Annotated in this window: 24 protein-coding genes and 1 tRNA gene; 19 read left to right on the top strand and 6 right to left on the bottom strand. The window is 56.2% G+C overall.

Features of this window, described 5'->3' with window-relative positions; all coding sequences use genetic code 11:
- Positions 1-52 precede the first annotated feature (52 nt).
- Genes radA through ACZ5D1_RS07665 form a run of 6 tightly spaced genes read right to left on the bottom strand, consistent with a single transcriptional unit; the run spans position 53 to position 6,178 of the window.
- The gene (gene radA, locus ACZ5D1_RS07690; protein WP_027181129.1) at positions 53-1,411 is read right to left on the bottom strand and encodes a DNA repair protein RadA; all 1,359 of its coding nucleotides are present in this window, start codon (positions 1,409-1,411) and stop codon (positions 53-55) included.
- A 15-nt stretch (positions 1,412-1,426) separates the two neighbouring features.
- Positions 1,427-2,197, bottom strand: a complete 771-nt coding sequence (locus tag ACZ5D1_RS07685; RefSeq protein ID WP_011368011.1) for a DUF3426 domain-containing protein — start codon at positions 2,195-2,197, stop codon at positions 1,427-1,429.
- Between the two features lie 32 nt (positions 2,198-2,229).
- A complete protein-coding gene (hpt, locus tag ACZ5D1_RS07680; protein WP_011368012.1) occupies positions 2,230-2,760 on the bottom strand; it encodes a hypoxanthine phosphoribosyltransferase in 531 nt (176 codons plus the stop codon).
- Positions 2,761-2,781: 21 nt separating this feature from the next.
- The gene (locus ACZ5D1_RS07675; RefSeq protein ID WP_011368013.1) at positions 2,782-3,243 is read right to left on the bottom strand and encodes an N-acetyltransferase; all 462 of its coding nucleotides are present in this window, start codon (positions 3,241-3,243) and stop codon (positions 2,782-2,784) included.
- A 10-nt stretch (positions 3,244-3,253) separates the two neighbouring features.
- Complete coding sequence (locus ACZ5D1_RS07670) at positions 3,254-3,733, bottom strand: TlpA family protein disulfide reductase (protein ID WP_011368014.1); 480 nt, start codon at positions 3,731-3,733, stop codon at positions 3,254-3,256.
- 12 nt (positions 3,734-3,745) lie between these two features.
- Positions 3,746-6,178 (bottom strand): homocysteine S-methyltransferase family protein, encoded by a 2,433-nt coding sequence (locus tag ACZ5D1_RS07665; RefSeq protein WP_011368015.1) that lies wholly within the window; start codon positions 6,176-6,178, stop codon positions 3,746-3,748.
- Positions 6,179-6,392: 214 nt separating this feature from the next.
- Here ACZ5D1_RS07665 and ACZ5D1_RS07660 point away from each other — a divergent pair, with 214 nt between their 5' ends.
- The 19 genes from ACZ5D1_RS07660 to hysD all read left to right on the top strand — a co-directional run bounded on the left by ACZ5D1_RS07660 (position 6,393) and on the right by hysD (position 25,149).
- On the top strand, positions 6,393-7,475 hold the full coding sequence (locus tag ACZ5D1_RS07660; RefSeq protein WP_011368016.1) for a sigma-70 family RNA polymerase sigma factor: 1,083 nt from the start codon (positions 6,393-6,395) through the stop codon (positions 7,473-7,475).
- A 27-nt stretch (positions 7,476-7,502) separates the two neighbouring features.
- Entirely contained in the window at positions 7,503-9,203 is a 1,701-nt protein-coding gene (locus ACZ5D1_RS07655) for a tetratricopeptide repeat protein (protein ID WP_464556444.1), read from the top strand.
- Complete coding sequence (locus ACZ5D1_RS07650; protein WP_464556442.1) at positions 9,200-10,033, top strand: hypothetical protein; 834 nt, start codon at positions 9,200-9,202, stop codon at positions 10,031-10,033. Before ACZ5D1_RS07655 ends, ACZ5D1_RS07650 begins: the two co-directional genes overlap by 4 nt.
- Before the next feature lie 34 nt (positions 10,034-10,067).
- Positions 10,068-10,481 carry a hypothetical protein gene (locus ACZ5D1_RS07645; RefSeq protein WP_464556440.1) on the top strand — a complete coding sequence of 138 codons (414 nt, stop codon included), beginning with the start codon at positions 10,068-10,070 and terminating at the stop codon, positions 10,479-10,481.
- A gap of 15 nt (positions 10,482-10,496) precedes the next feature.
- A complete protein-coding gene (gene rpiB, locus ACZ5D1_RS07640) occupies positions 10,497-10,937 on the top strand; it encodes a ribose 5-phosphate isomerase B (RefSeq protein WP_011368020.1) in 441 nt (146 codons plus the stop codon).
- Between the two features lie 32 nt (positions 10,938-10,969).
- On the top strand, positions 10,970-12,427 hold the full coding sequence (gene cysS, locus ACZ5D1_RS07635) for a cysteine--tRNA ligase (protein WP_464556437.1): 1,458 nt from the start codon (positions 10,970-10,972) through the stop codon (positions 12,425-12,427).
- Between the two features lies 1 nt (position 12,428).
- Complete coding sequence (locus tag ACZ5D1_RS07630; RefSeq protein WP_464556435.1) at positions 12,429-13,880, top strand: M48 family metalloprotease; 1,452 nt, start codon at positions 12,429-12,431, stop codon at positions 13,878-13,880.
- A gap of 11 nt (positions 13,881-13,891) precedes the next feature.
- On the top strand, positions 13,892-14,443 hold the full coding sequence (locus ACZ5D1_RS07625; RefSeq protein ID WP_011368023.1) for a macro domain-containing protein: 552 nt from the start codon (positions 13,892-13,894) through the stop codon (positions 14,441-14,443).
- A 12-nt stretch (positions 14,444-14,455) separates the two neighbouring features.
- A complete protein-coding gene (gene hslV, locus ACZ5D1_RS07620) occupies positions 14,456-14,998 on the top strand; it encodes an ATP-dependent protease subunit HslV (RefSeq protein WP_011368024.1) in 543 nt (180 codons plus the stop codon).
- Positions 14,999-15,982 (top strand): 4-(cytidine 5'-diphospho)-2-C-methyl-D-erythritol kinase, encoded by a 984-nt coding sequence (gene ispE / locus ACZ5D1_RS07615; protein WP_011368025.1) that lies wholly within the window; start codon positions 14,999-15,001, stop codon positions 15,980-15,982.
- Between the two features lie 3 nt (positions 15,983-15,985).
- Positions 15,986-16,061 (top strand) — tRNA-Gln (locus ACZ5D1_RS07610).
- A 42-nt stretch (positions 16,062-16,103) separates the two neighbouring features.
- On the top strand, positions 16,104-17,045 hold the full coding sequence (locus ACZ5D1_RS07605) for a ribose-phosphate diphosphokinase (protein WP_011368026.1): 942 nt from the start codon (positions 16,104-16,106) through the stop codon (positions 17,043-17,045).
- 63 nt (positions 17,046-17,108) lie between these two features.
- Positions 17,109-17,690 carry a 50S ribosomal protein L25/general stress protein Ctc gene (locus ACZ5D1_RS07600; protein WP_273191737.1) on the top strand — a complete coding sequence of 194 codons (582 nt, stop codon included), beginning with the start codon at positions 17,109-17,111 and terminating at the stop codon, positions 17,688-17,690.
- A 136-nt stretch (positions 17,691-17,826) separates the two neighbouring features.
- Positions 17,827-18,432: an aminoacyl-tRNA hydrolase gene (pth, locus tag ACZ5D1_RS07595; protein ID WP_011368028.1), complete on the top strand. Its 606-nt coding sequence runs from the start codon at positions 17,827-17,829 to the stop codon at positions 18,430-18,432.
- Between the two features lie 91 nt (positions 18,433-18,523).
- Complete coding sequence (locus ACZ5D1_RS07590; RefSeq protein WP_011368029.1) at positions 18,524-19,039, top strand: CarD family transcriptional regulator; 516 nt, start codon at positions 18,524-18,526, stop codon at positions 19,037-19,039.
- A 347-nt stretch (positions 19,040-19,386) separates the two neighbouring features.
- Positions 19,387-20,637, top strand: coding sequence for a transcription termination factor Rho (rho, locus tag ACZ5D1_RS07585; RefSeq protein ID WP_027181135.1), 1,251 nt, complete (start codon positions 19,387-19,389; stop codon positions 20,635-20,637).
- Positions 20,638-22,017: 1,380 nt separating this feature from the next.
- Positions 22,018-22,986 (top strand): NiFeSe hydrogenase small subunit, encoded by a 969-nt coding sequence (gene hysB, locus ACZ5D1_RS07580; RefSeq protein WP_267878609.1) that lies wholly within the window; start codon positions 22,018-22,020, stop codon positions 22,984-22,986.
- A 32-nt stretch (positions 22,987-23,018) separates the two neighbouring features.
- Positions 23,019-24,485, top strand: coding sequence for a NiFeSe hydrogenase large subunit HysA (gene hysA, locus ACZ5D1_RS07575; protein WP_011368032.1), 1,467 nt, complete (start codon positions 23,019-23,021; stop codon positions 24,483-24,485).
- Positions 24,486-24,678: 193 nt separating this feature from the next.
- Entirely contained in the window at positions 24,679-25,149 is a 471-nt protein-coding gene (gene hysD / locus ACZ5D1_RS07570; protein WP_011368033.1) for a NiFeSe hydrogenase maturation protease, read from the top strand.
- Positions 25,150-25,454 lie beyond the last annotated feature (305 nt).

The raw sequence follows: 25,454 nt of genomic DNA, 5'->3' as shown, positions 1-25,454 counted from the left end.
CAACGTGCCGGACAGGTCAAGAATATCTTGGAACAGAAGAAACGCGGAGGCATCAGGCATCCGCGGCGGGGTTGCGGAAAAGTTTTTCCTGCAGCATGCCGATGGTGGTCACACCTGTTCCCCCCTCTTCCGGGCAGAACATGGATGAATAGCCCAGCCTTTTAGCCTGCACCGAACGCACAGACTGCGCTGACACCGGGCGTATCTGACCGTTGAGATCAACCTCGCCCCAGAAGACGCTGCGTGCAGGCAGGGGCACGTCATAAAAGGAAGACAGAATGGCCGCCACAAGCGCAAGGTCCATTCCGGGGTCCTGCACACGCATCCCGCCGCCCACCTTGGCATAGATGTCCACCTGTCCGAAATTGAGGCGCAGGCGTTTTTCCAGCACGGCAAGCAACAGGTGCAGCCTGTTCACATCGAACCCCAGCGCTGTGCGTCTGGGAATGGAAAGATAGCTGCGGGTGACAAGCGCCTGCATTTCAACGGCAAAAGGTCTCTGACCATCTACGGTCATGACCACGGAAGTACCGCTGAGAGAAGGGTCGCGGGCATCCAGAAAAAAAGTTGAAGGGTCGTCCACAAGATCCAGCCCCTGCTGCACCATGCGGAAAACAAGAAGTTCCTGATTGGGGCCGAAACGGTTCTTAAGCACCCGCAGCATACGGAACTGCTGCCTGCGGTCTCCTTCCAGAGAAATAACCGTATCGACCATATGCTCCAGCAGTTTGGGCCCGGCAAGCTGTCCGTCTTTGGTCACATGGCCCACAAAGAGCACGCATGTGCCGCAGGCCCTGCATTTTTCCGCCAGTTCCGTAGAAACTGCCCGCACCTGACTGACACTGCCCGGCAACCCCTCGGCACGGGTCGAGGTAAGCGTCTGCACCGAGTCGACAATGAGCAGATCCGGTGCCGGCTGCTCTTCCAGCATGGGCAAAGCGTCTTCAACCCGTGAAGACGACACGGCCAGCATGGTGTCGTATAAAACACCGAGCCGCTCTGCCCTTCCGCGCAGCTGACCCAGCGACTCTTCCCCCGAAAGATACAGTACGGAACGGCCGGAAGCCGCCACAGCACCGGCAACCTGAAGCAGCAGGGTGGACTTGCCGATTCCCGGCTCTCCGCCCACAAGCAGCGCCGCCCCCGGCACCAGTCCCCTGCCCAGAATACGGTCCAGCTCGGCTATTCCTGTACCGAAAGGTGTATGATGCTGTTCCGTAACGTCTTTAAGCCGTACAGGACGGCTGGCTGCCACAGCGGCATGCCTGCCCGCACGTCCGGCAGGCCGGTTCTTTTCCACCACCACAGACTGCAGGGTGTTCCATTCGCCGCACCGCGGGCACTGTCCTCTCCACTGCGGGGCACCGGCCCCGCACGACGAGCAGACATACGTTTCTTTAAGCTTTACCACAGATGCCGCCTGACTCTAATTGGAAGGAGGGGGATTCTTGGCTTCCACCACCTTGACCAGAAACTCGCGCACAGTCTGGGGAGGATTGTAAAAGGCGACCATAAAAGGCACTTCGCTGCCGGGCTGCACATTGGTGTTATTGGTCAACACCTCAACCTTGTTGGTCAGCGTTGTCTCAAGCTCATTTTCGGAAAGAACCTGCAACTGAAAAAGCGAAGCCGTAACACCGCACAACTGCTGCTTGCTCATGACCGTCTGTCCTGAATCATCAAACAGCAATGCTTCTATTTTGATAAGATCTTTGGGAGAACTGAAGTTGTTGACAACTTTGCCTTCAATGACAGTTATCCGGCCGATTTTTTCATTGGTGATGGTGTACTGCCGCACGCTGCGCAGCGCGATTTTTTTAACCTGTTCCGTGGGAACCGGTTCCGGAGCAGGTTCCTGCGCAACGGGGCGGGAGTCAATGAACGACACAAGCTCCGGCGCAAACAGGTATATTCCGCCGGCCGCGCACGCAAGAAGAACAACAGCGGCCACAATGCCCAGCAACGCGCCGCCCTTCTTTTTCTTATTCACAGGGCCGGGTTCATCCAGATCAAACGATGGCAGCGACGCGGGAGAAGAATCCGTTGCGGAGTCTGAAGGTGCAGTGTCATCTTCCGGCGCATCAATAACCAGAGGAAACACCTCTTTACATACCGTGCAGCGGCATTTGGCTCCCGGTCTGACCAGTTCTTCCGCAAGATTGTATACTGTCTTGCAGTTCGGGCAGGTAACGTGCATCGTTTATCCTGTTACAAGTATATGCCCTGAGGCTAGTTTGCGACATGAGCGTCGTAAATGGCGTCAAGCTCCCTGTACTGTTCGGCGTAATCCATCCCGTACCCGATAATGTACCCTTTATCCAACGCAAATCCGGGGAAGTCCACGGTCACGTCCACCTCGCGGCGCTCGGCCTTGTCCACTATGGCGCACAGCCGGATGCTGGCGGCACCGCGCGCTGCAAGCTGACGGTACAGAAAGTCCACGGTATGGCCGGTATCCACGATGTCTTCGACCACCAGCACATGCTTGCCGTCTATGGACACTTCCAGATCCTTGGTAAAGGAAATGTTTCTGGAACGGGTTGTCGAGTTACCGTAACTTGCTACCCTTACGAAATCAATTTCCGGCCGGACTGTCAAATGCTTGAGCAGGTCGGAAAAAAACATGAAAGCGCCTTTGAGCACGCACACCACGACCAGCGGTTTGTCTTCATACTCAGCGTTGATCTGAACAGCCAGTTCGCGCACACGCTCCTGCACCTGCTCGGCGGTATATACAACATCCATTCCGGTTACGGTCATCTTTTTCTGCCCTTTGTTGCGTTACAATTCAATCATCATAGCCACTTCATCGCAGTCGGGAAAGCGCGGACAATTGATGCAGTCCGCCCACACCTTCTGCGGCAGCACGTCTTTGGCCACTTCCGCAAAGCCCTGCTTGCGGAAAAAACCGGCCTGATACGTCAGAGTGAACACCTTGTAAAGCCCGAGCGTCACAGCCTCGCTGACACAGGCTTCGACCAGCCGCCGCCCCCAGCCAAGGCCCTGCATGTCGTCAGCCACCACCAGAGAACGGACTTCCGCCAGTTCATCCCATATGATGGAAAGCGCGCAGCACCCCTTGATGGGGCCTCCGTCGTCCGGGTCGACCACGTAAAACTCACGGATATGATTGTACAGCTGGCTGAGAGAACGCGGCAACAGCAACCCGCCTGCGGCATGGTGCATGAGAAGTGCGTGGATGGCCTTCACATCCTGAATACGGGCTTTACGTAAATACGTCATTGCGCAGCCTTTATTTTACAATGTTCGCGTCAATAAGCTGTCTGAGTTCTTCTTCCGTCATGTAGCCCAGGTGGTCGGAGACCAGCTTGCCCTCAGCGGAATAGACAAGAAGACGAGGAATGCCGGTAACGCCGAAAGTGCCCGCCAGTTCACGGTTGCCCCGGATAACAGGATAATTGATTCCAAAATCCTGAATCATGCGGTCCAGCGCCGAGCGGCTTTCATCCAGCGACACCCCGATAATGGCCACGTCATCCGCCGCATACTGCGAACGCAGTGAGACAAGGCCCGGAATTTCCTCTTTGCAGGGGGGGCACCAGCTGGCAAAAAAATTCACCAGTACGGGTTTTCCGCTCTGCGCGGCAATGGAGTCAAGCAACAGCGCCGACCCGCCTTCCTGCACATCCGCGGCACGGACAGCTCCGGCCCACAGGACAACAAGGCAGCATACCGTCAGCATCGTCCGCATGATCAAAAAAGAACGTCTCATATCTGTAACTCCTCACTGCACTCTGGCTGGAGCTTCCACAAGCCCCCGCGCAATTCTCACCGCTTCCACGGCATCGCGGGAGTACCCCGCTGCGCCGATGGCTTCGGCAAAAGCAGGCGTGACAACAGCCCCGCCCACAAAAACAGGAATGGAAAGCCCGCGTTCGCGCAGCAGCTGTATGGTGTCTTCCATGCGCACCATGGTAGTGGTCATCAGGGCCGAAAGCCCTATCAGCTTCGCGTTATGCTCCACTGCGGCATCTACAATATCCACCGCTTTAACATCTTTGCCCAGATCAACAACATCAAAACCATGGTTGCCCAGCATAAGACAGACAATATTCTTTCCGATGTCATGAATATCGCCTTCCACGGTGGCCATAATGATGACCGGTTTTGTCTCGCCGCCGGAAGCCTCTTCCAGCAGGGGCTTAAGCCTGCCGAAAGCTTTCTGCATGGTTTCTGCGGAACGCAGCAGCTGCGGCAGGTAATACTCCTTGCGCTCGTATTTGTCGCCCACCTCGGTAATGGCCGGAATCAACCTTTCATTAACAAGAGCATACGGTTGTGCGCCTCGGGCCAGTTCGTCTTCCACCAGTTCCAGAATGATGTCGCGTTCTCCGCGTATGACAGCCTCTTCCAGACTGACGGGGCGTTTTTTCTCTTCTCCGCCGCCGGCAATAATGCCGCCGCTGCCGCCTCCTGATGTCCAGCCGGAATAGCCGGCGATAAACCGCTCGGCATTGCTGTCGCGCGCCATAAGCACCTCGGCTGCGGCCAGTGCTTCCCGCAGTCTGACGTTGCCGGGGTGGGCGATACAGGAAGTAAGTCCGGCCCCCACGGCCATGGCAAGAAACGTGGCATTCAGCAGTTCACGCGCAGGCAGACCGAAAGAAATATTTGACAGTCCAATGGTGGTGGGCAGTCCCAGCTCTTCGTTGCAATACCGGATGGTATCGAAACAGTGCCGCGCAGCTTCCGCCTTGGAGGAAACAGCCAGAGCCAGCACATCAACCATAACCAGCCTGCGGGGAATGCCCAGATCATCGGCCTGCAGAAGCAGCTCATCGATGATGGATATACGCTCGGCGGCCGTGACGGGCAGTTTTCGGCCTTTCAGGGGCAGCAGAACAAATGGCGCCCCGTAATCTCTGCACAGCGGTCCCAGGCGTTCCATGCGTCCCGGTTCGCCGCTGATGGAATTGACCAGAGGGGACCCCGCGTATACGGCAAGCGAAGCCTCCACGGCGTCCATATCCGAGCTGTCTATGGAAAGAGGAACCCCGTGAGCTGCAGCGAGGTCTGAGATCAGCTGCGGCAGCAGCACTTTTTCGTCCACCATGGGCGCACCCACGTTCACATCCAGCAAGGGGGCTCCGGCATCAATCTGCTGCTGTGCAAACTGCATGGCCAGTGTAAAATCGCCTGCCTGCAGCTGTGCTGTCAGTTCCTTTTTGCCGGTGGGGTTTATGCGTTCCCCGATTATCCTGCAGGGCTGGTCGTGACCGATACGCAGACAAGCGGCTCTGGTCGTCAGCACAATGCCGGAGCGGCGGCGTTTTTCAACCGCCGGACGGGGCTTGCTGCGCGCCTCACGCGCCAGCGCGGCAATATGATCGGGGGTCGTACCGCAGCACCCGCCGAGACACCGCACACCGGCACGCACAAAGTCCGCAGTCTGCGCGGCAAACTCTTCCGGTCCCAGCCGGAACACCGTGTTGCCGTTTTCCAGCTCGGGCAGGCCGGCATTGGGCATGACCAGTACGGGTATGTCTCCCGCGGCAGTCAGTCCGGCCACCACTCCCGCCATCTGCTCCGGTCCTGCGCTGCAGTTGGTGGCAATAAGGTCCACTCCCATGTTCTGCATGGTATGGACAAAAACTTCGGGACGTGTTCCTGTAAGACTCACGCCATCTTCAAAGGTCATGGACACGCCCACAGGCAGATTGCACTCGGCGCGCGCGGCCAGCACCACGGCACGCACTTCGGCAAGATCAAAATGCGTTTCGGCAAGCACAAGGTCTATTCCGCCCTGCACAAGCCCGCGGATCTGTTCACGAAAAATATCAACCAGCTCCGAAAATTCCAGATCGCCGAGCGGCTTTACAAAGTGTCCTGTGGGCCCCACACTGCCCGCCACAAACACGGTGCGTCCGGCCTGACCGGCGGCGGCCTTTGCGGCTCTGGCCATTTCGCGGTTGAATTCCACCACGTTCATGCCCTCGGGCAGCTTGAGGCGTGTTCCCCCGAACGTGTTGGTGGTCAGCACATCCGCCCCTGCGCGTGCGTAGTCCAGATGAACACCCTGCAGCACAGCCGGATTGGAAAGACAGAAGACTTCGGGACTCATGCCGGCGGGCAGCCCCCGCCCCTGCAGCATGGTTCCCATGGCCCCGTCGAAAAACAACAGGGTATCATCACTCAGCGCTCGTCTGAAATCGGGCACGGCGGCTATCTCCTCGCAGAAACTTTTGGTAAAAAAACGGCGCGTCCCGCCGCGGTTTGGCAGTATGAACCGCTTCGGTCTACTGAAAAACATTGAAAAGGACAAACTAAAACTATACCATTCAATGCCCAAGCCTGTTCTTAAGAGCAGGACTTCCCATCAAAGATCATATCCGGCTGATGCCGGTTAAAGCTCCGGATAACACTCTATATCTATGACTCCCGCAAAAGATACCGTAAAAAAGCATACCGCAGCCGCAGCCACGGACAGCAACGCCGCAGAAGATTCCGCGGCGGAAGTCCTGACCGGAGACGACGAAACGACCTATGATATCGAAATTGATCAGGAAGAAGACGATGAAGATATCGATATCGACGAGGGCGATGTCATCGACGTCAGCGATACGGACCTGCCTGCCCCCCTGCCCCCCGGCAACAAGCCCACGCGCGATTCGCTGCATCTGTACCTGCGCGAAATAAGCCGTTTTCCCATGCTCAAGCCCGACGAAGAGTTTGAGCTTGCACGGCGGGTACAGCTGCACAACGACAGTGATGCGGCCTTCCGGCTTGTGTCATCGCATCTGCGGCTTGTGGTCAAGATTGCCATGGACTTTCAGCGCCGCTGGATGCAGAACGTGCTCGACCTGATACAGGAAGGCAACGTGGGGCTGATGCGTGCCGTCAACAAGTTTGACCCGGACAAGGGCATAAAATTTTCATACTACGCCGCTTTCTGGATAAAGGCGTATATCCTCAAGTTCATCATGGACAACTGGCGGCTGGTCAAAATAGGCACCACGCAGGCCCAGCGGAAGCTTTTCTACAACCTTAACAAAGAACGCCAGAAGCTTATAGCGCAGGGGTACGACCCCGATGCGGCCATGCTTTCCGAGCGGCTGGACGTCACCACCGAGCAGGTGGTGGAAATGGAGCAGCGGCTTGACGCTTCGGACATGTCGCTTGATGTGCAGGTCGGCGACGAAAACGGCTCGGCTTCGCGCATGGACTTTCTGCCGGCGCTCGGTCCCGGCATTGAAGACACCCTCGCCAACAACGAAATCGCGGCAATGGTGCAGGAACGCATCCGGGATATCGTCCCCCTGCTCAATGACAAGGAGCTGGACATACTCAACTCGCGCCTGCTTTCGGAAGACCCGGTCACCCTGCGCGAAATAGGCGAAAAGTATGATATAACCCGCGAACGGGTCCGCCAGATAGAAGCCCGTTTGCTCCAGAAGATCCGTGACCACCTGTTCAAGGAAATCAAGGATTTCTCTTCGGACTGGATCACCAGATAGCAGAATACACTTACAAGAGAGACTGTCATGTTTTCCTTCAGGCACATCACGCTGGCAACAGCGTTGTGCGCGTCACTCACTGCCGGATGCGCCACAGGACGGTACAACGGCGACACAGCACCGGAACAGACTCCCGCCGGCTGGCAGATGTCTGAAAGTGCACAGCGCACCTATAATTTTCTGCTGCTTAACGAAGCCGTGCGGGAAAACGACGATGCCACGGCTTCGGCTGCCATCTCGCGCCTACTTGAGCTGAACAATTCGCCCGAAATATATCTGGCAGCGGCCAATTATTACCGCCTGCGGGGCGAAGCATCGTTCGCGCGCCCCATCCTGCAGAAAGGCATTGAGCTGCACCCCGACAATCTGGATCTGACACTGGCGCTTGTGGAAGCCTATATGCAGGAAAACAGACCGGATGCCGCTCTGGCCGCTTTGACAGACTTTGTGCACAGGCACAAGGATGACTACGAAGCGCAACAGATACTTGCCATATATCTTCTGGATGCAAAGGAATACGCACAGGCTGCCGACATGCTGGAAGCGGTCCCCGAAGACAGACGCAGCGCGCATTCCTATTACTATCTTGCCAAGGCGCATATAGGCCTGAGCAAATTTGAAGAGGCCGAAGAGGCCCTGCACACGGCGCTTAAAATGGAACCGGATTCAGCCGTCGAAGCATGGGCGGAGCTGGCGTATCTTTATGAACTGCAGAAAGATTACCCCGCAGCGGAACAGACGTATGCCCGCATTCTGGAGCTTGGTGACGCCGGCCCCGAAGTATGGCTGCGTCTTGTGGATCTGAACCTCAAGCTTAACCACCCGCAGAAAGCGCTTGAATACACCCGTCAGGGCCCTGACAGCCTGGCCTTCACCCTGCAGGCCGGAACACTCTTTCTGGAGGAAGGCTTTTACGAAGAGGCAGAAGAAATTCTGCTGCCCGTGAGCAACCGCCCTGACAGCCCCGAAGAAATCTGGTTTTATCTGGGAGTGCTTTCGCTGCGCGGTCACGATGATGCCGACGCGGCCATCGCCAACTTTGCCCGAGTGCCTGTTTCAAACAGATACTACAGTCAGACCCTGCGGTTCCGCGCCGACCTGCTGATAGAACAGGGCGATTACCCTGCGGCACAGCAGCTTATCGACGAAGGGAAACGACGTTTTCCCGACTCGCCGGAATTCTGGCTGATAGAGGCCGGAGCGGCATTTGAACGTGAAGACTTTACCAGTGCGGAACGCATCCTGCGTGAAGCGCTGGGGAACTGGCCCGGAGACCCGCAGTTTCTTTTTGCGCTGGGCAGCCTGTACGACACCCGCGGAGAAAAGCAGAAAGCGCTTGAATTTATGGAACAGGTCATTCTGGCCGACACCGACCATTACCGCGCGCTTAATTATGTGGGCTACACGCTGGCAGAACAGGGACGCGATCTGGACAGGGCGCTCGTGCTCATCGAAAGCGCGCTCAAACTGAGCCCCGGCAGCGCCTACATACTCGACTCACTGGCATGGGTACATTACAAACTCGGCAACAACGCGCTGGCGCTCAAAAATATCCGTCTTGCCGTTGCCGCCGAAGGCGGCGACGACCCGACCATGTGGGAACATTACGGAGACATCGCCGCTCGTGCCGGTCAGCGCAAACTTGCACTGGAAGCCTATCGCAAGGCCATCAGGCTGGGCTCTCCCGAAGCTGATGCCATCAGAAACAAAATCAACGGGCTGCAATGATCCGGCTGCGGCGTTCTTCTCTGCCCCGGCGCCATCACCGCCGCTCTCTGTATGCACTGACTGCACTGCTGCTGTGCTGTGCTGCGGTTTACCTTTCCGGCTGCACCGCCGCCAGAATACCCGGCCCCGCCGACCCGGCCGAAGCCGCCCGGCGCTGGCAACGTTTCCTGGCGCAATCATCGGTCCGCCAGCAGAACGCCGGCCCCTTCAGCCTGACCGCCAGCCTGCGTTACCGTAATCAGGACTCCGGACACAGGGTGACCATGCGCATGTGGGGTAACGGCCCTGCGCCGCTCAGGCTGGATGTGGAGGCAGGCGTGGGAGCGCTCATCGCGCAGATACGCGAGGAGAAAGGGCTTTTCGTGGCGTACAGCCCGCGTGAAGCAACGGCGCTGGTGCATGAAGGTGACGGCAGCCCTGCTCTTGCTCTGGGCATACCGGTACCCTTCACCATACAGGATATGGCCGCTCTCCTGCAGGGCAGATTCGGAAAATTTTTTGCCGCGGGATACGACAGGACCGAGGTTGTCGCCGACGGAACGATAGCTTACAGTCTGCCCTCGCAAGCCGGCGGTGCTGGCACCCTGCTGCTTGATGCGCTGGCACGGCCGGTACGCTGGACCGGCGCATCCGGCTGGCACGTGGCCTTTTCTCGGTACGAAAATACACCGGATGCATTGCCGGAGCGCATCGACATGATTATCAGTGATACACGGCAGGCTACAATATTTGTAAAATCACGGCAGAAGCACGCTGACGCCTATACTCCGGCCGAGCTGGCCCTCACGCTGCCGCCGGATACGCACATCAGACCGGTACGGCAACGTTGACGCCGTGCAGTCCTTCAGCTTTTCAGGAGACACAATGTCATCATCCGTACATACAATGGCGGAAACCGTCCGGCACATGACAGGCAACCTCGCCGCCGGTCTGGGGGTTCTTTCCGGCGAACTCCTCTGGCTGGTGCGCGGCAGCATTCATGCGCATGAAATCAGACAGATACAGCGCCGTCAGGATCAGGAACTGAAGGTACTGGGCAGCGCCTGCGAGCATGCGCTGTCTGCAGAGAATGATCCGGAACAGCAGGGTCTGTCCGACAAGACGGCATCGCCAGAAATGGACCTTGCCGCACGGCAGGTGCGCTTTCTGCGCGATGAAATAGACAGACTGAAAGAAAACGCCAAGGCAGACAGGGCACGTTTTATAGAAAAACAGCGGCTGAAGTATGAAAAAAGACATCCGGCCGACAACGGGTCAGTCCCGCAGGCAAACCAGTAAAGACAAGGAAACGCAATGGCCAAGCAAGTAATCATCGGCTCCGATCATGCCGGTTTCAGCCTCAAGGAACTTCTTGTTTCTGAACTTACCAAAAGCGGGTACGATGTACACGACATGGGACCGGCAACCGCGGAAAGCTGTGACTATCCGCTTTTTGCGCAGAAAGTATGCGAACGGGTTCTGCAGCAAAAAGCACAGGGAATTCTCATCTGCGGAACCGGCATAGGCATGTCCATGGCTGCCAACCGCATTGACGGCATACGCGCCGCACTCTGTACCACCGAATTCCATGCCAGGGCCACCCGTCTGCACAACAACGCCAATGTTCTCTGTCTGGGCGAACGCGTGACCGGCCCCGGTGTTGCACTTGAGCTTGCCAGGCTTTTTCTTGAAACCGAGTTTGAAGGCGGGCGGCATCAGCGCCGCATCGACCTGTTTGATTCTGCCAGCGCCTGAAAACAGCTGGTTCCTTCCGGAGACGATACAGAATGCAGCTATATAATACACTGACCCGAAAAAAAGAAAAATTTATCCCCCAGCGTGAAGGTAAAGCCAGCGTCTACGTGTGCGGCATCACCGCCTACGACCTCTGCCATCTGGGGCATGCCAGATCTTCTGTGGCTTTTGATGTGCTGGTGCGCTACCTGCGTCATACGGGGCTTGATGTGACTTTTGTCCGCAACTTTACCGACGTGGACGATAAAATCATCAAACGGGCCGGAGAGACAGGGCTGACCAGCACCGAAGTGGCGGAAAAGTATATGGCGGCCTTCCATGAAGACATGGACAGGCTGGGTTGCCTGCGCGCCGACATAGAACCCCGCTGCACCCAGCATATCGGAGAAATGATAGCCCTGTGCGAAGACCTGATCAGCAAAGGCAAAGCCTACTCCACAGCCTCCGGCGATGTGTACTTCAGGGTCAGAAGCTTTGCGTCCTATGGTAAACTTTCCGGGCGCGATGTGAATGACATGCGCTCCGGAGCACGGGTGGCACCGGGCGAAGAAAAGGAAGATCCGCTGGATTTCGCTTTGTGGAAAAGTGCAAAACCCGGAGAGCCGTACTGGGAAAGCCCCTGGGGCAACGGCCGGCCCGGCTGGCATATCGAATGTTCGGCCATGAGCGAAAAACACCTGCCGCTGCCTCTTGATATCCACGGCGGCGGTCAGGACCTTGTGTTTCCGCATCACGAAAACGAAATAGCCCAGACCGAAGCCGCCACCGGTAAAGAATTTGCACGCTACTGGGTGCATAACGGCTTTGTGCAGGTCAATGCTGAAAAAATGTCAAAATCTCTCGGCAACTTCAGCACCATACGCGATATTCTGCAAGGATACCTGCCGGAAACTTTGCGCTATTTCCTGCTGACCAAGCATTACAGAAGCCCCATAGACTTCACCTTTGACGGTATGGATGAAGCGGAAAAAAACCTGAGGCGCATCTACCAGACGCTGAATCTTGTGGAAAACGAACTGCAGAAGACCAAGTGGTCCGCAGCGCCCCTGCCCGAAGAAGTACTCAGCGAAATGGATGAAACAGAACGCGCGTGGAACGAAGCCATGGAAGATGACCTGAACACAGCCGCAGCGCTGGGGCATATCTTCGGTCTCGTCCGTCTGGTAAACCGCATCATTGAAGACAAGACCATGCGCAAAAGCGCGCAGGCCCGTGATGCACTGCTGCGCATGCAGAGCATGATGGCCCGCTGGGGCGCAGTGCTCGGACTGTTTACCCGGCAGCCGGCAGAGTTTCTGCGCGAAATGAGAGACTGCCGCGCAGCCCGCAGGGACGTTGATACCGCCCGCGTTGAAACGCTGCTTCTCGAACGGCAGGAAGCACGCAAGGCCAAGGACTTTGAACGGTCGGACGCCATCCGCGAAGAGCTGGCGCGTATGGGCGTCGAAGTACAGGACACCCCCGCAGGAGCCGTCTGGGACATAGCCTGATATGGCAGCACCCGAGTTCACCATTCCGCGTTACCGGCACCCTGTGCGGTGCCGGTACGCGGCTCTGCTAATCGCAGTGCTCTGCCTGAACCTTGTTCTGGCACCGCTTGCTGCCGCTCCGGCGCACGCCTTCGGGTTTGGTGAATTCACTGTCAAAGACGAAATCGAACTGGGCAAAAAGTTCAGAGTTCTTGTAAAATCCCGCCTGCCAATCATTGAAGATCCTGAAATAGCAGATTATGTGCGGGAACTTGTGGCCCGTCTGCAGGCCGTCATTCCGCCTCAGCCTTTTCCTTTTGAAACCAGCGTGGTGCTGGACAATAACATGAACGCATTCGCCACGCCCGGCGGATACGTTTTTGTCTACACCGGCCTGCTGCTCAATCTTGAAAACGAATCGGAAGTTGCGGGAGTACTGGCCCACGAACTGGCGCACGTGACCCAGCGCCATGTGGCCAAACGCATCGAGGCCGCACAAAAAGTCAGTCTGCTGTCCATGGCCGGACTGCTGGCCGGTTTGCTGCTGGGCAAAGGGGAAGCCAAGGACGCCATGCTTTTCGGCACTGCCGCGGCCACTCAGGCCGCCATGCTCAACTACAGCCGCACAGATGAGCGCGAAGCCGACCAGATGGGTATGCAGTACCTGATCAAGGCGGGTTTTTCACCCTGGGGATTGCCCGGCGCCTTCAAACACATTCAGAACCAGCAGTGGCGCAGCGGCGGCGGTGTGCCGCAATATCTCAGCACACACCCCGACGTACAGCAGCGTATACAGTATCTGAGCAATCAGGTCCGCCTGCTGCCCGCTGCCCAGCGCGAAATCAAAGATGACAACACCCGCTTCCGGCGCATCCAGACCCTTATCAGGGCCCGCTTTGCCGATCAGGAAGCAGCAATGCACTATTTCAACAATTCCGGAACACTGCCGCCGGAACTGGCCCTTATGGGCAAAGGCATTGTCTACGCGCGGCAGAACAAAATCTCCACCGCAGCGGAATTTTTTGATCAGGCAGTCAGCCTTGCGCCTTCAGACGCTCTCGTCCTGCGTGAGGCCGGGCGCTTCCATTATAATAAAGGAGACAGCAAGCGCGCAGCAGGACTGCTGCAGCGGGCAGTGATGAACAACCCGCACGACCTGATGGCGCTGTTTTTCTTTGCACGGCTGCTGGCAGACAACGGACAGGTGGACAAAGCCGTGGAATACTACCGGCAGGTATTACAGAAACTGCCCGAAGACTCAGAAGTTCACTACTACTACGGGCGCATGCTCGGAGAAAACAACCGATTGTTTGAAGGTCATCTGCAGCTGGCATACAGCGCACTCTACGCCAACAACAAACGCAAAGTGGAATTTCACCGCAAGCAGGCGGAAACACTTGCCCGCACAGAGGATGACAAGGCCGAACTGGAACGGTTTGACACCCGTCATGCAGAACGTGCGGAGTTCTGGTAGAAGGCTGCGGCATGCAATGGTCTTCAGCAACAGGCTGTCTGGAAATACTGCAGGGCGATCTGACCCTTTTCAAAGCCGACGCCGTTGTCAATGCGGCCAACAGCCGTCTGGCCGGAGGCGGGGGCGTTGACGGAGCCTTACATGCAGCCGCAGGCCCCGCGCTGCTGGCTGACTGCTCGCGTTGGGTGGCCCGCCACGGACTACTGCCCGCAGGCAAGGCCATGGTCACCCCTGCCCACAGACTGCCGGCCCGCCATGTCATTCATACTGTCGGCCCCGTGTGGCGCGGCGGTAAAAACAATGAAGAGACAACCCTGCGACAGGCGTACGAATCCTGCTTCACCCTGTGCCGCAGCAACGGTTTCGCCCATGTGGCTTTTCCGGCCATAAGCTGCGGAACATACGGGTATCCGGCATCGCCGGCCGCCCGGGTGGCACTGGCGTGTGCCGCACAGGCTCTGGCCTGTCAGGGCGCCCCCGCAAAAATAACCTTCGTGCTGCATACGGCACAAATGTACACAATCTGGTTGAAAGCTGCGCAAGATGCGGCGCCAGACCTGTAAAGCGAGAGACATATGGATCTGAAAGGAACGACTATTCTGGCGGTAAAAGATGACGAAGGTGTTTCCATGGCCGGTGACGGACAGGTTACGCTCGGTCAGGCCATTGTAATGAAACATGGAGCCCGCAAAGTCAGACGCATATATAAAGATAGAATCATCGCCGGATTCGCAGGGTCAACGGCCGATGCGTTCACGTTGTTTGAACGCTTTGAAGCCAAGCTGGAAGAATTTGGCGGCAACCTGCTGCGCGCCAGCGTTGAGATGGCGAAAGACTGGAGAAAAGACAAGTTTCTGCGGAGACTTGAGGCCATGTTGCTCGTTTCGGACGGCACCACCCTGCTTATGCTGAGCGGCACCGGCGACGTCATTGAACCGGACGACGGCGTGGCAGCCATCGGCAGCGGCGGCCCTTATGCTCTGGCCGCGGCACGGGCACTGCAACGCCACACGGCCCTGAGCGCTCAGGAAATTGTGACCAAAGCCATGGCCATTGCGGGCGAGCTGTGTGTTTTCACCAATGACCACCTGACCGTGGAAAACGCGCGGCGGGCATAAATGCTTACCGTTCCGCAACAGACCATCCGCTCGGGGTGCAAGATAAACCTGTTTCTGGAGATAACGGGAGTGCGGCCTGACGGCTACCACGAACTGGTCACGCTGTTCTATCCGCTGTCAGAGCCTTTTGACCTGATGGAAATCAGCCCCGCAACGCATGGAGTGACCGTGCTGAGCGAACGGGCCGACCTGTGCGGCGACAAAAACATCATCTGCAAGGCATGGCACACGTTCGCGGCAGCAGGCGGTACTCCGCCGCCCATGCAGGTACGCCTTGCAAAAGGGGTACCCGACGGCGCCGGACTGGGCGGCGGCAGTGCCAACGCGGCCGCAGTGCTCAAGCTGCTGAACACCGCGGGAGGAGCTCCGCGTTTTTCTGACACCGCTCTGGCGAAAATAGCTGCGCAGGTCGGTGCCGATGTGCCCTTTTTTCTGCATAACACGCCGTGCCTTGCAACAGGCATAGGTGAAAAACTTGTCCCCGCGCCCCTTGACCTTTCCGGGTGGCACCTTGTACTAGTCTGCCCCGGAGTGCAGGTTTCCACTCCATGGGCTTATAACCGGTGGGACACTCTTTACCGGAGCGGGCTGCATCACCCGTGCGGGCAGTTGCCCGCCGCGCACGCACCGGCGGCCTGCGCACAGTTGCAGACAACAGGGCCGGACCGCCCGGTACGGGCCGAAACAGGCTGCGCAGGCAGGAAAAAAAATACCTGCCGCAGCTTGACAACTGAACGGCAAGCCGATAGTAAACCTGTCTCTCGTGCCCTGTGGCTCTTTAACAGCTTTGAAACGGTGGTTTTCTCGGCCTATTCCGAACTGAGACAGCACAAGAACACGCTTCTTGCGCACGGCGCTTCGGCTGCTCTGATGAGCGGCAGCGGTTCCAGTCTGTTCGGCCTTTTCAGGGACAAGGCTCAGGCCGAGGCGGCAATGCTCCACTTCTGTCAAAGAAGCATTGCAGTATACGTCCACCGACTATAATGCAGGGGTGTCGCCAAGTTGGTAAGGCAACGGGTTTTGGTCCCGTCATTCGAGGGTTCAAGTCCTTCCGCCCCTGCCATTTTTTTTGCGTGAACCATAAAAAAGTCCCGGATCTATTACCATGCATGGCGATTTAAAAATTATTACCGGCACCGCCAATCCGGAATTAGCCAGCGCCATATGCAACCACCTCGGCTGCCATCTGACCCCCACGCTGTGCGAAACATTCAGTGACGGTGAAATCAGAATCGAAATAGGCGACAATGTTCGCGGAGATGATGTTTTCATCGTCCAGCCGACTTGCGCTCCTGTCAACGACAACCTGATTCAGCTCAGCCTGATGCTTGACGCTCTGAAAAGAGCCAGTGTCGGACGTGTGACTGCGGTTGTCCCCTACTACGGGTACGCCCGTCAGGACCGCAAGGTCAGCCCGCGCGCTCCCATCAGCGCCAGACTGATGGCGGACCTGCTGGAAGCTGCGGGGATGCACCGGCTTGTCACGGTGGATCTGCACGCGGGACAGATTCAGGGATTTTTCAACTGTCCGGTGGACAACCTGTACGCCGCACCTGTCATTCTTGACTACCTGCGTCAGACTGTCACCAACGACATTGTTATCGTATCGCCCGATGCGGGCGGTGTGGAACGCGCACGCGCCTATGCCAAACGTCTGGGCGCTTCTCTTGCAATCATCGACAAACGACGCGATAAACCAAATCAGGCCGAGGCCATGAACGTTATCGGCGAAGTGAAAGGCAAAACAGCCATTGTCGTTGATGATATGATCGACACAGCCGGCACCATGGTAGCCGCAGGCAATGTTCTGCTTACCAAGGGAGCCAAGGAAGTGATGGCTTGCACAACGCACCCTGTCCTGTCCGGACCGGCCATTGAGCGGCTCTGCGAATCTTCTTTCTCGCAGGTGGTTGTCACCGACACCATTCCGCTCGGGTCCAAACTTCAGGCATGCAGCAAACTGAAGGTACTTTCCGTTGCGGGATTGCTGGCAAAGGCCATCCATAATATCCACACGGAATCGTCCGTCAGCGTGCTTTTTGTGTAGCCTGTAAACACCGTATCACACGCGCAGCCAATAAGCGCGACGTTTTTTGAAAGGAGAGAACTTATGTCCCAGCAGATGACACTGAGCGTCCAGAAGCGTGAAGGACTGGGCAAAGGTGCCAATCGCAAGCTGCGCACCGCCAAAAAGGTTCCCGGCATTTTCTACAATAGCGAGGGCAAAAACATTCCCGTAGCTATTGACGGTACCCAGCTGGAAAAGCTGTACGAAACCGCCGGCAAGACCACGGTCTTCAACCTTGATATCGAAGGCGAAACCGCTCCTTGCCTTATCTGGCAGATCGAACGCCATCCTTACAAGCCTTTCTTCACCCATGTCGATCTGTTCGGCGTGGACATGGAAAAGCCCATCAAGGCACGTATTCCGCTTAAAATCACCGGTGTGGCCAAAGGCACCAAGATCGGCGGCCGCATGGAAGTGTACCGTGACTTTGTTGATGTATTCACCAAGCCCGGTTCCATGCCCAAGGTGATCGACATTAATGTTTCCAACATGGAAATGGGCGATGCCGTTCATGTTGCCGACCTCAAGCTGGAAGACGGACACTGCACATATGACAGCAACTATGTCATCGTGCGTGTATCCGCCCCCCGCGGCGGCAAGGGAGAAGAAGGCGAAGACGCATAAGCGTTGCAGCCTCCTGCGATCAAGTTGCTACTGTGCGGCTCCGTACTACGTGCGGAGCCGCATTCCCTTTTGCCGGAGCAGTTCTGCGTTCTGCTGCTGCCCGTGTGCCTTTCTGTAGACAGTTCGGACAGACACCATGAATTTAGACGGCCTGATTGTCGGCCTTGGCAACCCCGGCAAGGAATATGAAAACACCAGACACAATCTGGGGTTCATGCTGGCGGACGCCCTGCTTGATGAAGTAAGGCGCACCGCGCCCCATGCCGTCACATCACTCGGCACGGGCAAAAAAAAATACGACCTGTGGAAGTGTGCCCCGCTTACCGGCGGGTCGTCCTGGCTGGTGGCAAAGCCGCTTACGTTCATGAACAGAAGCGGTGATGCCGTTGCGCACATATGCGGATTTTATCGCATACCACCGGAAAAAATACTGGTGCTGCACGACGAGCTGGATCTGCCGCTGGGCCGCATGAAATTTAAAACGGCAGGAGGACTTGCCGGCCACAACGGGCTGAAGTCTATCGCCGAACGCACCGGAAGCAAAGATTTTCACCGCCTGCGTCTGGGCATAGGCAAGCCCCAGTCCGGTCAGACCACAGGGTATGTGCTGGGCAGGTTCGGCAAAGACGAACAGGCACTGGTGGAAAAAGTGCTGCAGGCAGGAGTGGAAGGCATACGGATTTTTGCTCAGCAGGGAGCCGTGGCCGCCACCCAGTTCATCAACGCTCAAGACATCCAGTAACGGAGCAGCAAATAGCCGTAGACTCTCTCGGCCTGTTAGGGTATTATCAAAAGTCCTTACAGCGGCTAGAGAATCCTTCAAGGAGTACCAAGTGTTTGTTCCCGATCAACTCGTCGTCTATCCTGCTCAGGGCGTGGGTAAAGTAGAACGCCTTGAATCTCAGGTTGTCGGCGGCGCAGAAGCCGAATTCTACATCGTTCGTATTTTAAGCAACAATGTGACCCTGATGGTTCCCGTAAAAAATGCGGTGAACGTCGGACTGCGCGCGCTGTGCTCGGCAGAAGAAGGGCAAAAGATACTTGATAGCCTGCAGGACCGTTCGGACTTTACCGGCTATACCGGCCAGAACTGGAACAGAAGATATCGTGAATATTCTGAAAAGCTGAAAAGCGGCAGTCTTGAGGATGTAGCATACGTGCTCAAGGAACTGCTGCTTATCGGTAAAGACAAAGAGCTTTCTTTCGGTGAACGGCGTCTGCTTGAACAGTCTATGGGGCTGATTACCCTGGAACTGGCTCATGCACTTGACACCACTCAGGAAGACGTAAAAGCGCGTATTGAGGTTTTCTTCGAAGATGTGCTCCATCCCGAGGAAAATCCCGAATAGCTTCTTGCCAAGCCCGCTGCTTTAGGCTAGGCTTTTCAGAATAGGCCATCATTTTGGCTGCCGCACTCTCCACCCGTTCAGGTGGCATGTGCACCGACTCATATTACGAGTTTCCTTTATCCTGTCCTAACCAGATACACCTTGCTTACCATACGGCTCTCCTGACGGAACGCTGTAGTTCGGGCTTTTACCTGAGCACTGCACAATGTGCGGCACTGTATCTGGTGCTTTTCTCACCTTCAGCCCCCCTGCGTCTTGCAATGGAACAGCAAGAAAACACAAAACGAAAATACACTCGCAAGAAGAACACCGTACAGCATCAACCGCCTGCAAACCCGGACAGTCATATGTATTTGTCTGAGCTGAAAACAAAAAGCATGGCGGAACTGATGGAGCTGGCAGACCAGTATAACGTCGAAAATCCGAGTAACCTGCGCAAGCAGGAACTTATTTTCGCCCTGCTGCAGAACTGTGCTTCACAAAACGGTGCCATCTACGGTGAAGGCGTTCTGGAAATTCTGCCCGACGGATTCGGTTTTTTACGCTCGCCCATGTACAGCTACATGCCGGGTCCGGACGACATTTATGTTTCTCCTTCGCAGATCAGAAGATTTACCCTACGCAAAGGTGACATAGTTTCCGGACAGATACGGCCTCCGAAAGAGGGAGAGCGATACTTCGCTCTGCTTAAAGTAACCGAAATCGGATGCCAGCCCCCCGAAAAGGCAAAAAATCTTGTCCTTTTCGACAACTTGACCCCCGTTTACCCTGACAGACAGCTTATTATGGAAAACGGGGACAAAAACTTCTCAGGCAGGGTCATAGACCTTATGGCACCCATCGGGTGCGGGCAGCGCGGCCTTATTGTCGCTCCGCCCAGAACAGGTAAAACCGTCCTGCTCCAGAACCTCGCCAACTCGATCAACGCCAACAATCCTGACGTCTACCTCATTGTCCTGCTTATAGACGAGCGCCCCGAAGAAGTTACCGACATGGAGCGCACCGTCAAAAATGCCGAAGTCATCAGTTCCACATTTGACGAACCGCCCCAGAGGCATGTTCAGGTGTGTGAAATGGTACTGGAAAAGGCAAAGCGTCTGGTCGAACGCAAACGTGACGTCGTGATTCTTCTTGATTCCATAACCCGTCTGGGGCGCGCATATAATGCTGTAACCCCCTCTTCCGGCAGGGTTCTTTCCGGCGGACTAGACGCCAACGCCCTGCAGCGTCCCAAGCGGTTTTTCGGTGCTGCGCGCAATATTGAAGAAGGCGGAAGCCTCACCATCATCGCCACAGCTCTGATCGACACCGGTTCCCGTATGGACGAAGTGATCTTTGAAGAATTCAAAGGTACAGGCAACCTTGATATTTATCTTGATCGCCACCTTTCTGAAAAACGCGTATTCCCGGCCATTGATATCAACAGAACTGGTACGCGCAAAGAAGATCTTCTGCTTTCGGATGAAGTGCTCAACAGAGTGTGGATTCTGCGCAAAATTCTGGCCCCCATGAACTCTGTCGACAGTATGGAGTTTTTGCTGGACAAAATGCGGGGTACCAAAAGCAATCGGGACTTTCTTATCGGGATGAATAAATAATACCCGCCTCTTAGCCCGCTCTTATCCAGAGCGGGCTTTTTTTTGGGGTGACTCCGACCTCCGACCGGTAAACCGGCAGTTACGGTCCGGCTGAGCTGCATAACGCCCGCCGGACTTTCGCCTTCATCCCGTTTGCCCGCATCCGGCCGGCAACATAAAACCTTCCCCGCAACAAAGCTGTCCCGCCATAATGCAGGTGCTGTGCATAATCACAACGGCTTCCGCTGCACCGGTCTGCATACATGCCGGCACTTCACCTGCTAGTCTTGCGGTGTCAGGCAAAAGCAGCTTCCATGGCGGAGCATGGACTTTGAACGTAACCAATGAGTTCATAACCAGCCTGTGCCCAACCCCATCCCTGGGGCGCAGGCGGACAAAACGGCTGGCTTTGCTTCGTTGCATACACCTGACCGGACTCCCCCCCTGACCGGACTGTACGCCCTTGCCGCCGCCACTGGCACAATGGCTTCTCTCGCCTGCCCGCCTGATTGAACACTTTGCGGTACCGTACCACTGATTCCCGGACAAAGGGCGGAGGCGCTATGCAGCAGGCCACGTCTGTCATATGCCAACCATTCCGGCATACAACTCGGAAAAAACAACTCAGAGAACGCTGTACTGTGTGGTTAACAAAGCCCTGACACATAATTAATCCTTCACCTGCTCCGGGATATACCAAGTCGCCAGCTTCCTTTCTGCGCTCCGGTATCATTTCCCATGCTGCATTCAAGTTTGTGCCAAAACGTTCTGCCTCTGCCCTGCTGTGCTTTTTTGCCGGTAACGCTCATGGTAGCCGGTTAGTGTGTAAAAGCCCTGCAGAGTATGTGTCGCGTTCGACTGCCTGCATAACGATTACCGCCTTTTTTTTATCAGCGACAACCATAAACGCCCTTTTGCGACGGACAGCCTGAAGCATTAAAACACACTATTCCGCACAGGATTCCGGATACTCTGGGCTCCTTTCGGGCAATTGCGGCCGCCAGTGCTGCTCTAACCCGCCGGGCACGCAATATGGACATCCTGCCGCAGCAGACGTCACACGGCCCAGAATGCCCCGCCTTGCGCCTCGCGGGCTATCCCCCTTGCATTAAAAAGTGTTTGTGCACTCAATCGCAACATATTTATCAGTTTTTCCTGCCTGCAATTCCTGTCCGATGTCACAGCGTGAATTCTTAGTGCTATGTTTTTAAATTTTCGTGCCACATAGTGTCATGTTTGATCATTCAAACATCACACATCGGCTGACATATCAGAATTCTTGATAAATTTCGCTCTTCTTATTTGCCATTCCGTTGACACAAGTTTTGACTGGATTGTATTTTTCTATCGAATTTGACCGAAGCTATTGGTTACAGCATCGGCTTCATAAACGCCCAAAGTTTGAAGGAGGCAGGGATGAGTCTCAGCAGGCGTAATTTTGTAAAACTGTGCACAGGCACAGTGGCGGGCTTTGGGGTATCCCAGATGTTCCATCCCGCAATTCGCGACGCACTGGCTGATACGCTGAAAGGCGACCGTCCGCCCGTGCTCTGGCTGCAGGGTCAGGGCTGTACCGGGTGCTCGGTCTCGCTGCTCAACAGCGTCCACCCCAGCATCAAGGACGTTCTTCTTGATGTGATCAGTCTTGAGTTCCACCCCACGGTCATGGCGTGGGAAGGTGAACACGCCATCGAACACATGATGAAGATCGCAGAGAAGTACGAAGGCAAGTTCTTTGTGGTTGTTGAAGGTTCCATTCCGCTTGCTGCGGACGGCAAATACTGCATCATCGGCGATATAGACCACAAAGAAATCTCCATCGCCGACGCCATGCGCGACATCGCCGCAAAATCCGCTGCTGTTCTTGCAGTGGGCACCTGTGCAGCCTACGGCGGCATTCCCGCGGCCGAAGGCAACCTGACCGAAGCAGTTTCCGTTCAGCAGTTCTTTGAGCAGGAAGGCATAAAAACTCCTGTTGTCAATATTCCCGGCTGTCCACCCCACCCCGACTGGATTGTGGGTACGGTCGTAGTCGCGCTTGACGCCATCAAAAAGCACGGCCTGCAGGGCGGTCTGGGCGAAGTTGTCAAGCTGCTCGACGGTGACGGACGCCCCACTCCCTTCTACGGTACAAACATCCACGACAACTGTCCGTACCTGCCGCAGTTTGAAGAATACGTCATGTCTGAAACATTTACTCAGAAAGACGGCTGCCGGTACGAACTGGGATGTAAAGGCCCCTCCACCATGGCAGACTGCTACAAGCGCAAATGGAACAACGGCGTCAACTGGTGCATCAGCAACGCTGTCTGCATCGGCTGTGTGGAACCCGACTTCCCCGACGGCAAGTCCCCGTTCTACGAGTCTTAACAAGCGCTTGACCAACATCAGGAGGAGACCACATGTCTGGTTGCACGAATAAAATGGCAGCCGGTGGCGTGAGTGGCAAAACTAAAATTGCCATCGACCCGGTTACCAGAATCGAAGGCCACCTGAAGGCCGAAGTCGTCGTGGAAGGGGGCAAAGTCGTTGACGCCCACATTTCCGGCGGCATGTTCCGAGGCTTTGAGAACATTCTGCGCGGGCGCGATCCGCGCGATGCGTCTCAGATTGTACAGCGTATCTGCGGCGTATGCCCCACTGCACACTCGACCGCTTCGGTCATGGCTCTGGATAAGGCTTTCGGTGTAAAGGTGACCACAAACGGCCGCCTGACCAGAAACCTGATTCTGGGTGCCAACTACATGCAGTCGCATATTCTGCATTTCTATCATCTGGCCGCACTGGACTTTGTGCAGGGGCCGGAAACCGCACCTTTTGTCCCCCGCTTCAAAAATCCCGACCTGCGCCTGCCTTCCGCTGTGAATCAGGTGGCTGTCGACCAGTATCTTGAAGCACTTGAAGTCCGCCGCATCTGCCACGAAATGGTGGCCATTTTCGGCGGCAGAATGCCTCACGTACAGGGTCAGGTTGTAGGCGGCACCACAGAAATTCCCACCAAGGAAGCTCTTGTCGAATACGCAGCCCGCTTCAAAAAAGTACGCAAATTCGTGGAAGAAAAATACGTTCCCGTTGTGTACCTTGTGGGCAGCGTCTACAAAGACCTTTTCGCTTTCGGTCAGGGCTACAAGAACTGCGTCGCTTTCGGCGTGTTCCCGCTCAATGACGAAGGCACCGAATTCGCCCTGAAGCCCGGCGTATACATGGATGGCGAGGACAAGCCCTTTGATGCCCGCCTCATCAAGGAATACGTCAAATACAGCTGGTTCGACGACAGCACAACCGGCCTGCACTACACTGAAGGCCAGACCATACCTGACCCCGAAAAGCCCGGCGCATACAGCTTCGTCAAGGCTCCCCGCTACAACGGCAAGCCCTGTGAAGTGGGCCCGCTGGCCCGTATGTGGGTGGCCAACCCCGAACTGAGCCCCATGGGCCAGAAGATGCTCAAGGAACACTACGGCATCGACGCCAAGCGCTTCCGCGATATCGGTGCCGAAGCCGCCTTTTCGCTGATGGGCCGCCACGTGGCCCGCGCAGAAGAAACCTGGCTGACCACCAACTACATAGAGCGCTGGCTCAAGGAAGTGGTACCGGGAGCTGAAACCTACGTGCCTTCCGAAATTCCCGAACAGGCCGAAGGAACGGGCTTCACCGAAGCTCCCCGCGGTTCGCTGCTGCACTACATCGACATCAAGGATTCGGTGATCAGCAACTACCAGATAGTCTCTGCCACACTGTGGAACTGCAACCCCCGTGACGACATGGGCAACCGCGGTCCCGTGGAAGAAGCTCTCATAGGCACCCCCGTGCCGGATCTGGAAAACCCGGTGAACATCGCGCGGCTCATACGCGCGTTTGACCCGTGACTGGGCTGCGCCGTGCACGTGCTGCACGCAGAGTCCGGTAAGGTTTCCGTAGTCGAATTCTAGTCGGATACGCACCTTGCTTCGTAAGGGGCCTTCGGGCCCCTTTTCTGTTACCCCGCTGCGGCGTCCGCAGGCTTGCCATGTGGCCGCCGGAAAAGCTACAACCGGCAAAACACAAGACGAAGGAGCACACATGCCCCGACTGCTGGTACTGGGAATCGGCAACAACCTGCTTACTGACGACGGTGTCGGTGTTTTTGCGGCTGAAGCACTTCTGAAAGAAAGCTGGCCCGAGAATGTCACCATCATGGACGGCGGCACTTTTACGCAGGATATTTTCTACCTGTTCGAAGGATACGACAGGCTGCTGGTGCTTGATGTGATCCATGCCGGCCATCCCCCCGGAACAATTTACCGGCTCACCGAAGACGACCTGATTCAGAAGGACAGCCAGCGGCTTTCCATACATGACGTTGACCTCATAGATTCGCTGAAAATGGCGGAACTGCGAGGCAAACGCCCGCGCCTGCAGGTTGTCGGCATGGAACCCAAAGACATCACCACATGGAATATCGGACTTTCGGAACCATGCAGAAACAGTTTTGAAAATTTTCTTGACGCCGCAAGGCAGGACATACGCGCCATAATTGAAGAGATGGGCTGATACGCCCGCAACCTGACTTTACAGGCTGTTTTCCCAGAGAAAACAGCCTTTTTCTTTTACCGGCTGGTTACCCGCACAGTGTAGCTACCCATCGGTAACACGCTTTTTTCCGCCATCATCCGCTTTTCCGATACAACGCCGATGCTGAATACGCAGATTCAATTTGAAACAAAAATCAGAACCATGTTATCGCTTTAGCGAAAAGCATCTTTCGTGAATCACACAGAGGCGCTTTTCCGCGGTCCGGCCTCCGGCACACAGTGCGCCACAGGGACGCAAGGAGGCATCGGAGCGAATCTGCAAAT

The sequence above is a fragment of the Oleidesulfovibrio vietnamensis genome (genome assembly GCF_055388115.1).
Note: the sequence above shows the minus strand (reverse complement) of the source record. Positions and strands in the feature narration are given on the sequence as shown.

What these genes read in the sequence shown, in the direction of transcription:
- ACZ5D1_RS07685 (WP_011368011.1), bottom strand. Translation starts at nt 2,197, where the DNA reads ATGCACGTTACCTGCCCGAACTGCAAGACAGTATACAATCTTGCGGAA.
- hpt (WP_011368012.1), bottom strand. Translation starts at nt 2,760, where the DNA reads ATGACCGTAACCGGAATGGATGTTGTATATACCGCCGAGCAGGTGCAG.
- ACZ5D1_RS07675 (WP_011368013.1), bottom strand. Translation starts at nt 3,243, where the DNA reads ATGACGTATTTACGTAAAGCCCGTATTCAGGATGTGAAGGCCATCCAC.
- ACZ5D1_RS07670 (WP_011368014.1), bottom strand. Translation starts at nt 3,733, where the DNA reads ATGAGACGTTCTTTTTTGATCATGCGGACGATGCTGACGGTATGCTGC.
- ACZ5D1_RS07660 (WP_011368016.1), top strand. Translation starts at nt 6,393, where the DNA reads ATGACTCCCGCAAAAGATACCGTAAAAAAGCATACCGCAGCCGCAGCC.
- ACZ5D1_RS07655 (WP_464556444.1), top strand. Translation starts at nt 7,503, where the DNA reads ATGTTTTCCTTCAGGCACATCACGCTGGCAACAGCGTTGTGCGCGTCA.
- ACZ5D1_RS07650 (WP_464556442.1), top strand. Translation starts at nt 9,200, where the DNA reads ATGATCCGGCTGCGGCGTTCTTCTCTGCCCCGGCGCCATCACCGCCGC.
- ACZ5D1_RS07645 (WP_464556440.1), top strand. Translation starts at nt 10,068, where the DNA reads ATGTCATCATCCGTACATACAATGGCGGAAACCGTCCGGCACATGACA.
- rpiB (WP_011368020.1), top strand. Translation starts at nt 10,497, where the DNA reads ATGGCCAAGCAAGTAATCATCGGCTCCGATCATGCCGGTTTCAGCCTC.
- cysS (WP_464556437.1), top strand. Translation starts at nt 10,970, where the DNA reads ATGCAGCTATATAATACACTGACCCGAAAAAAAGAAAAATTTATCCCC.
- ACZ5D1_RS07630 (WP_464556435.1), top strand. Translation starts at nt 12,429, where the DNA reads ATGGCAGCACCCGAGTTCACCATTCCGCGTTACCGGCACCCTGTGCGG.
- ACZ5D1_RS07625 (WP_011368023.1), top strand. Translation starts at nt 13,892, where the DNA reads ATGCAATGGTCTTCAGCAACAGGCTGTCTGGAAATACTGCAGGGCGAT.
- hslV (WP_011368024.1), top strand. Translation starts at nt 14,456, where the DNA reads ATGGATCTGAAAGGAACGACTATTCTGGCGGTAAAAGATGACGAAGGT.
- ispE (WP_011368025.1), top strand. Translation starts at nt 14,999, where the DNA reads ATGCTTACCGTTCCGCAACAGACCATCCGCTCGGGGTGCAAGATAAAC.
- ACZ5D1_RS07605 (WP_011368026.1), top strand. Translation starts at nt 16,104, where the DNA reads ATGCATGGCGATTTAAAAATTATTACCGGCACCGCCAATCCGGAATTA.
- ACZ5D1_RS07600 (WP_273191737.1), top strand. Translation starts at nt 17,109, where the DNA reads ATGTCCCAGCAGATGACACTGAGCGTCCAGAAGCGTGAAGGACTGGGC.
- pth (WP_011368028.1), top strand. Translation starts at nt 17,827, where the DNA reads ATGAATTTAGACGGCCTGATTGTCGGCCTTGGCAACCCCGGCAAGGAA.
- rho (WP_027181135.1), top strand. Translation starts at nt 19,387, where the DNA reads ATGTATTTGTCTGAGCTGAAAACAAAAAGCATGGCGGAACTGATGGAG.
- hysA (WP_011368032.1), top strand. Translation starts at nt 23,019, where the DNA reads ATGTCTGGTTGCACGAATAAAATGGCAGCCGGTGGCGTGAGTGGCAAA.
- hysD (WP_011368033.1), top strand. Translation starts at nt 24,679, where the DNA reads ATGCCCCGACTGCTGGTACTGGGAATCGGCAACAACCTGCTTACTGAC.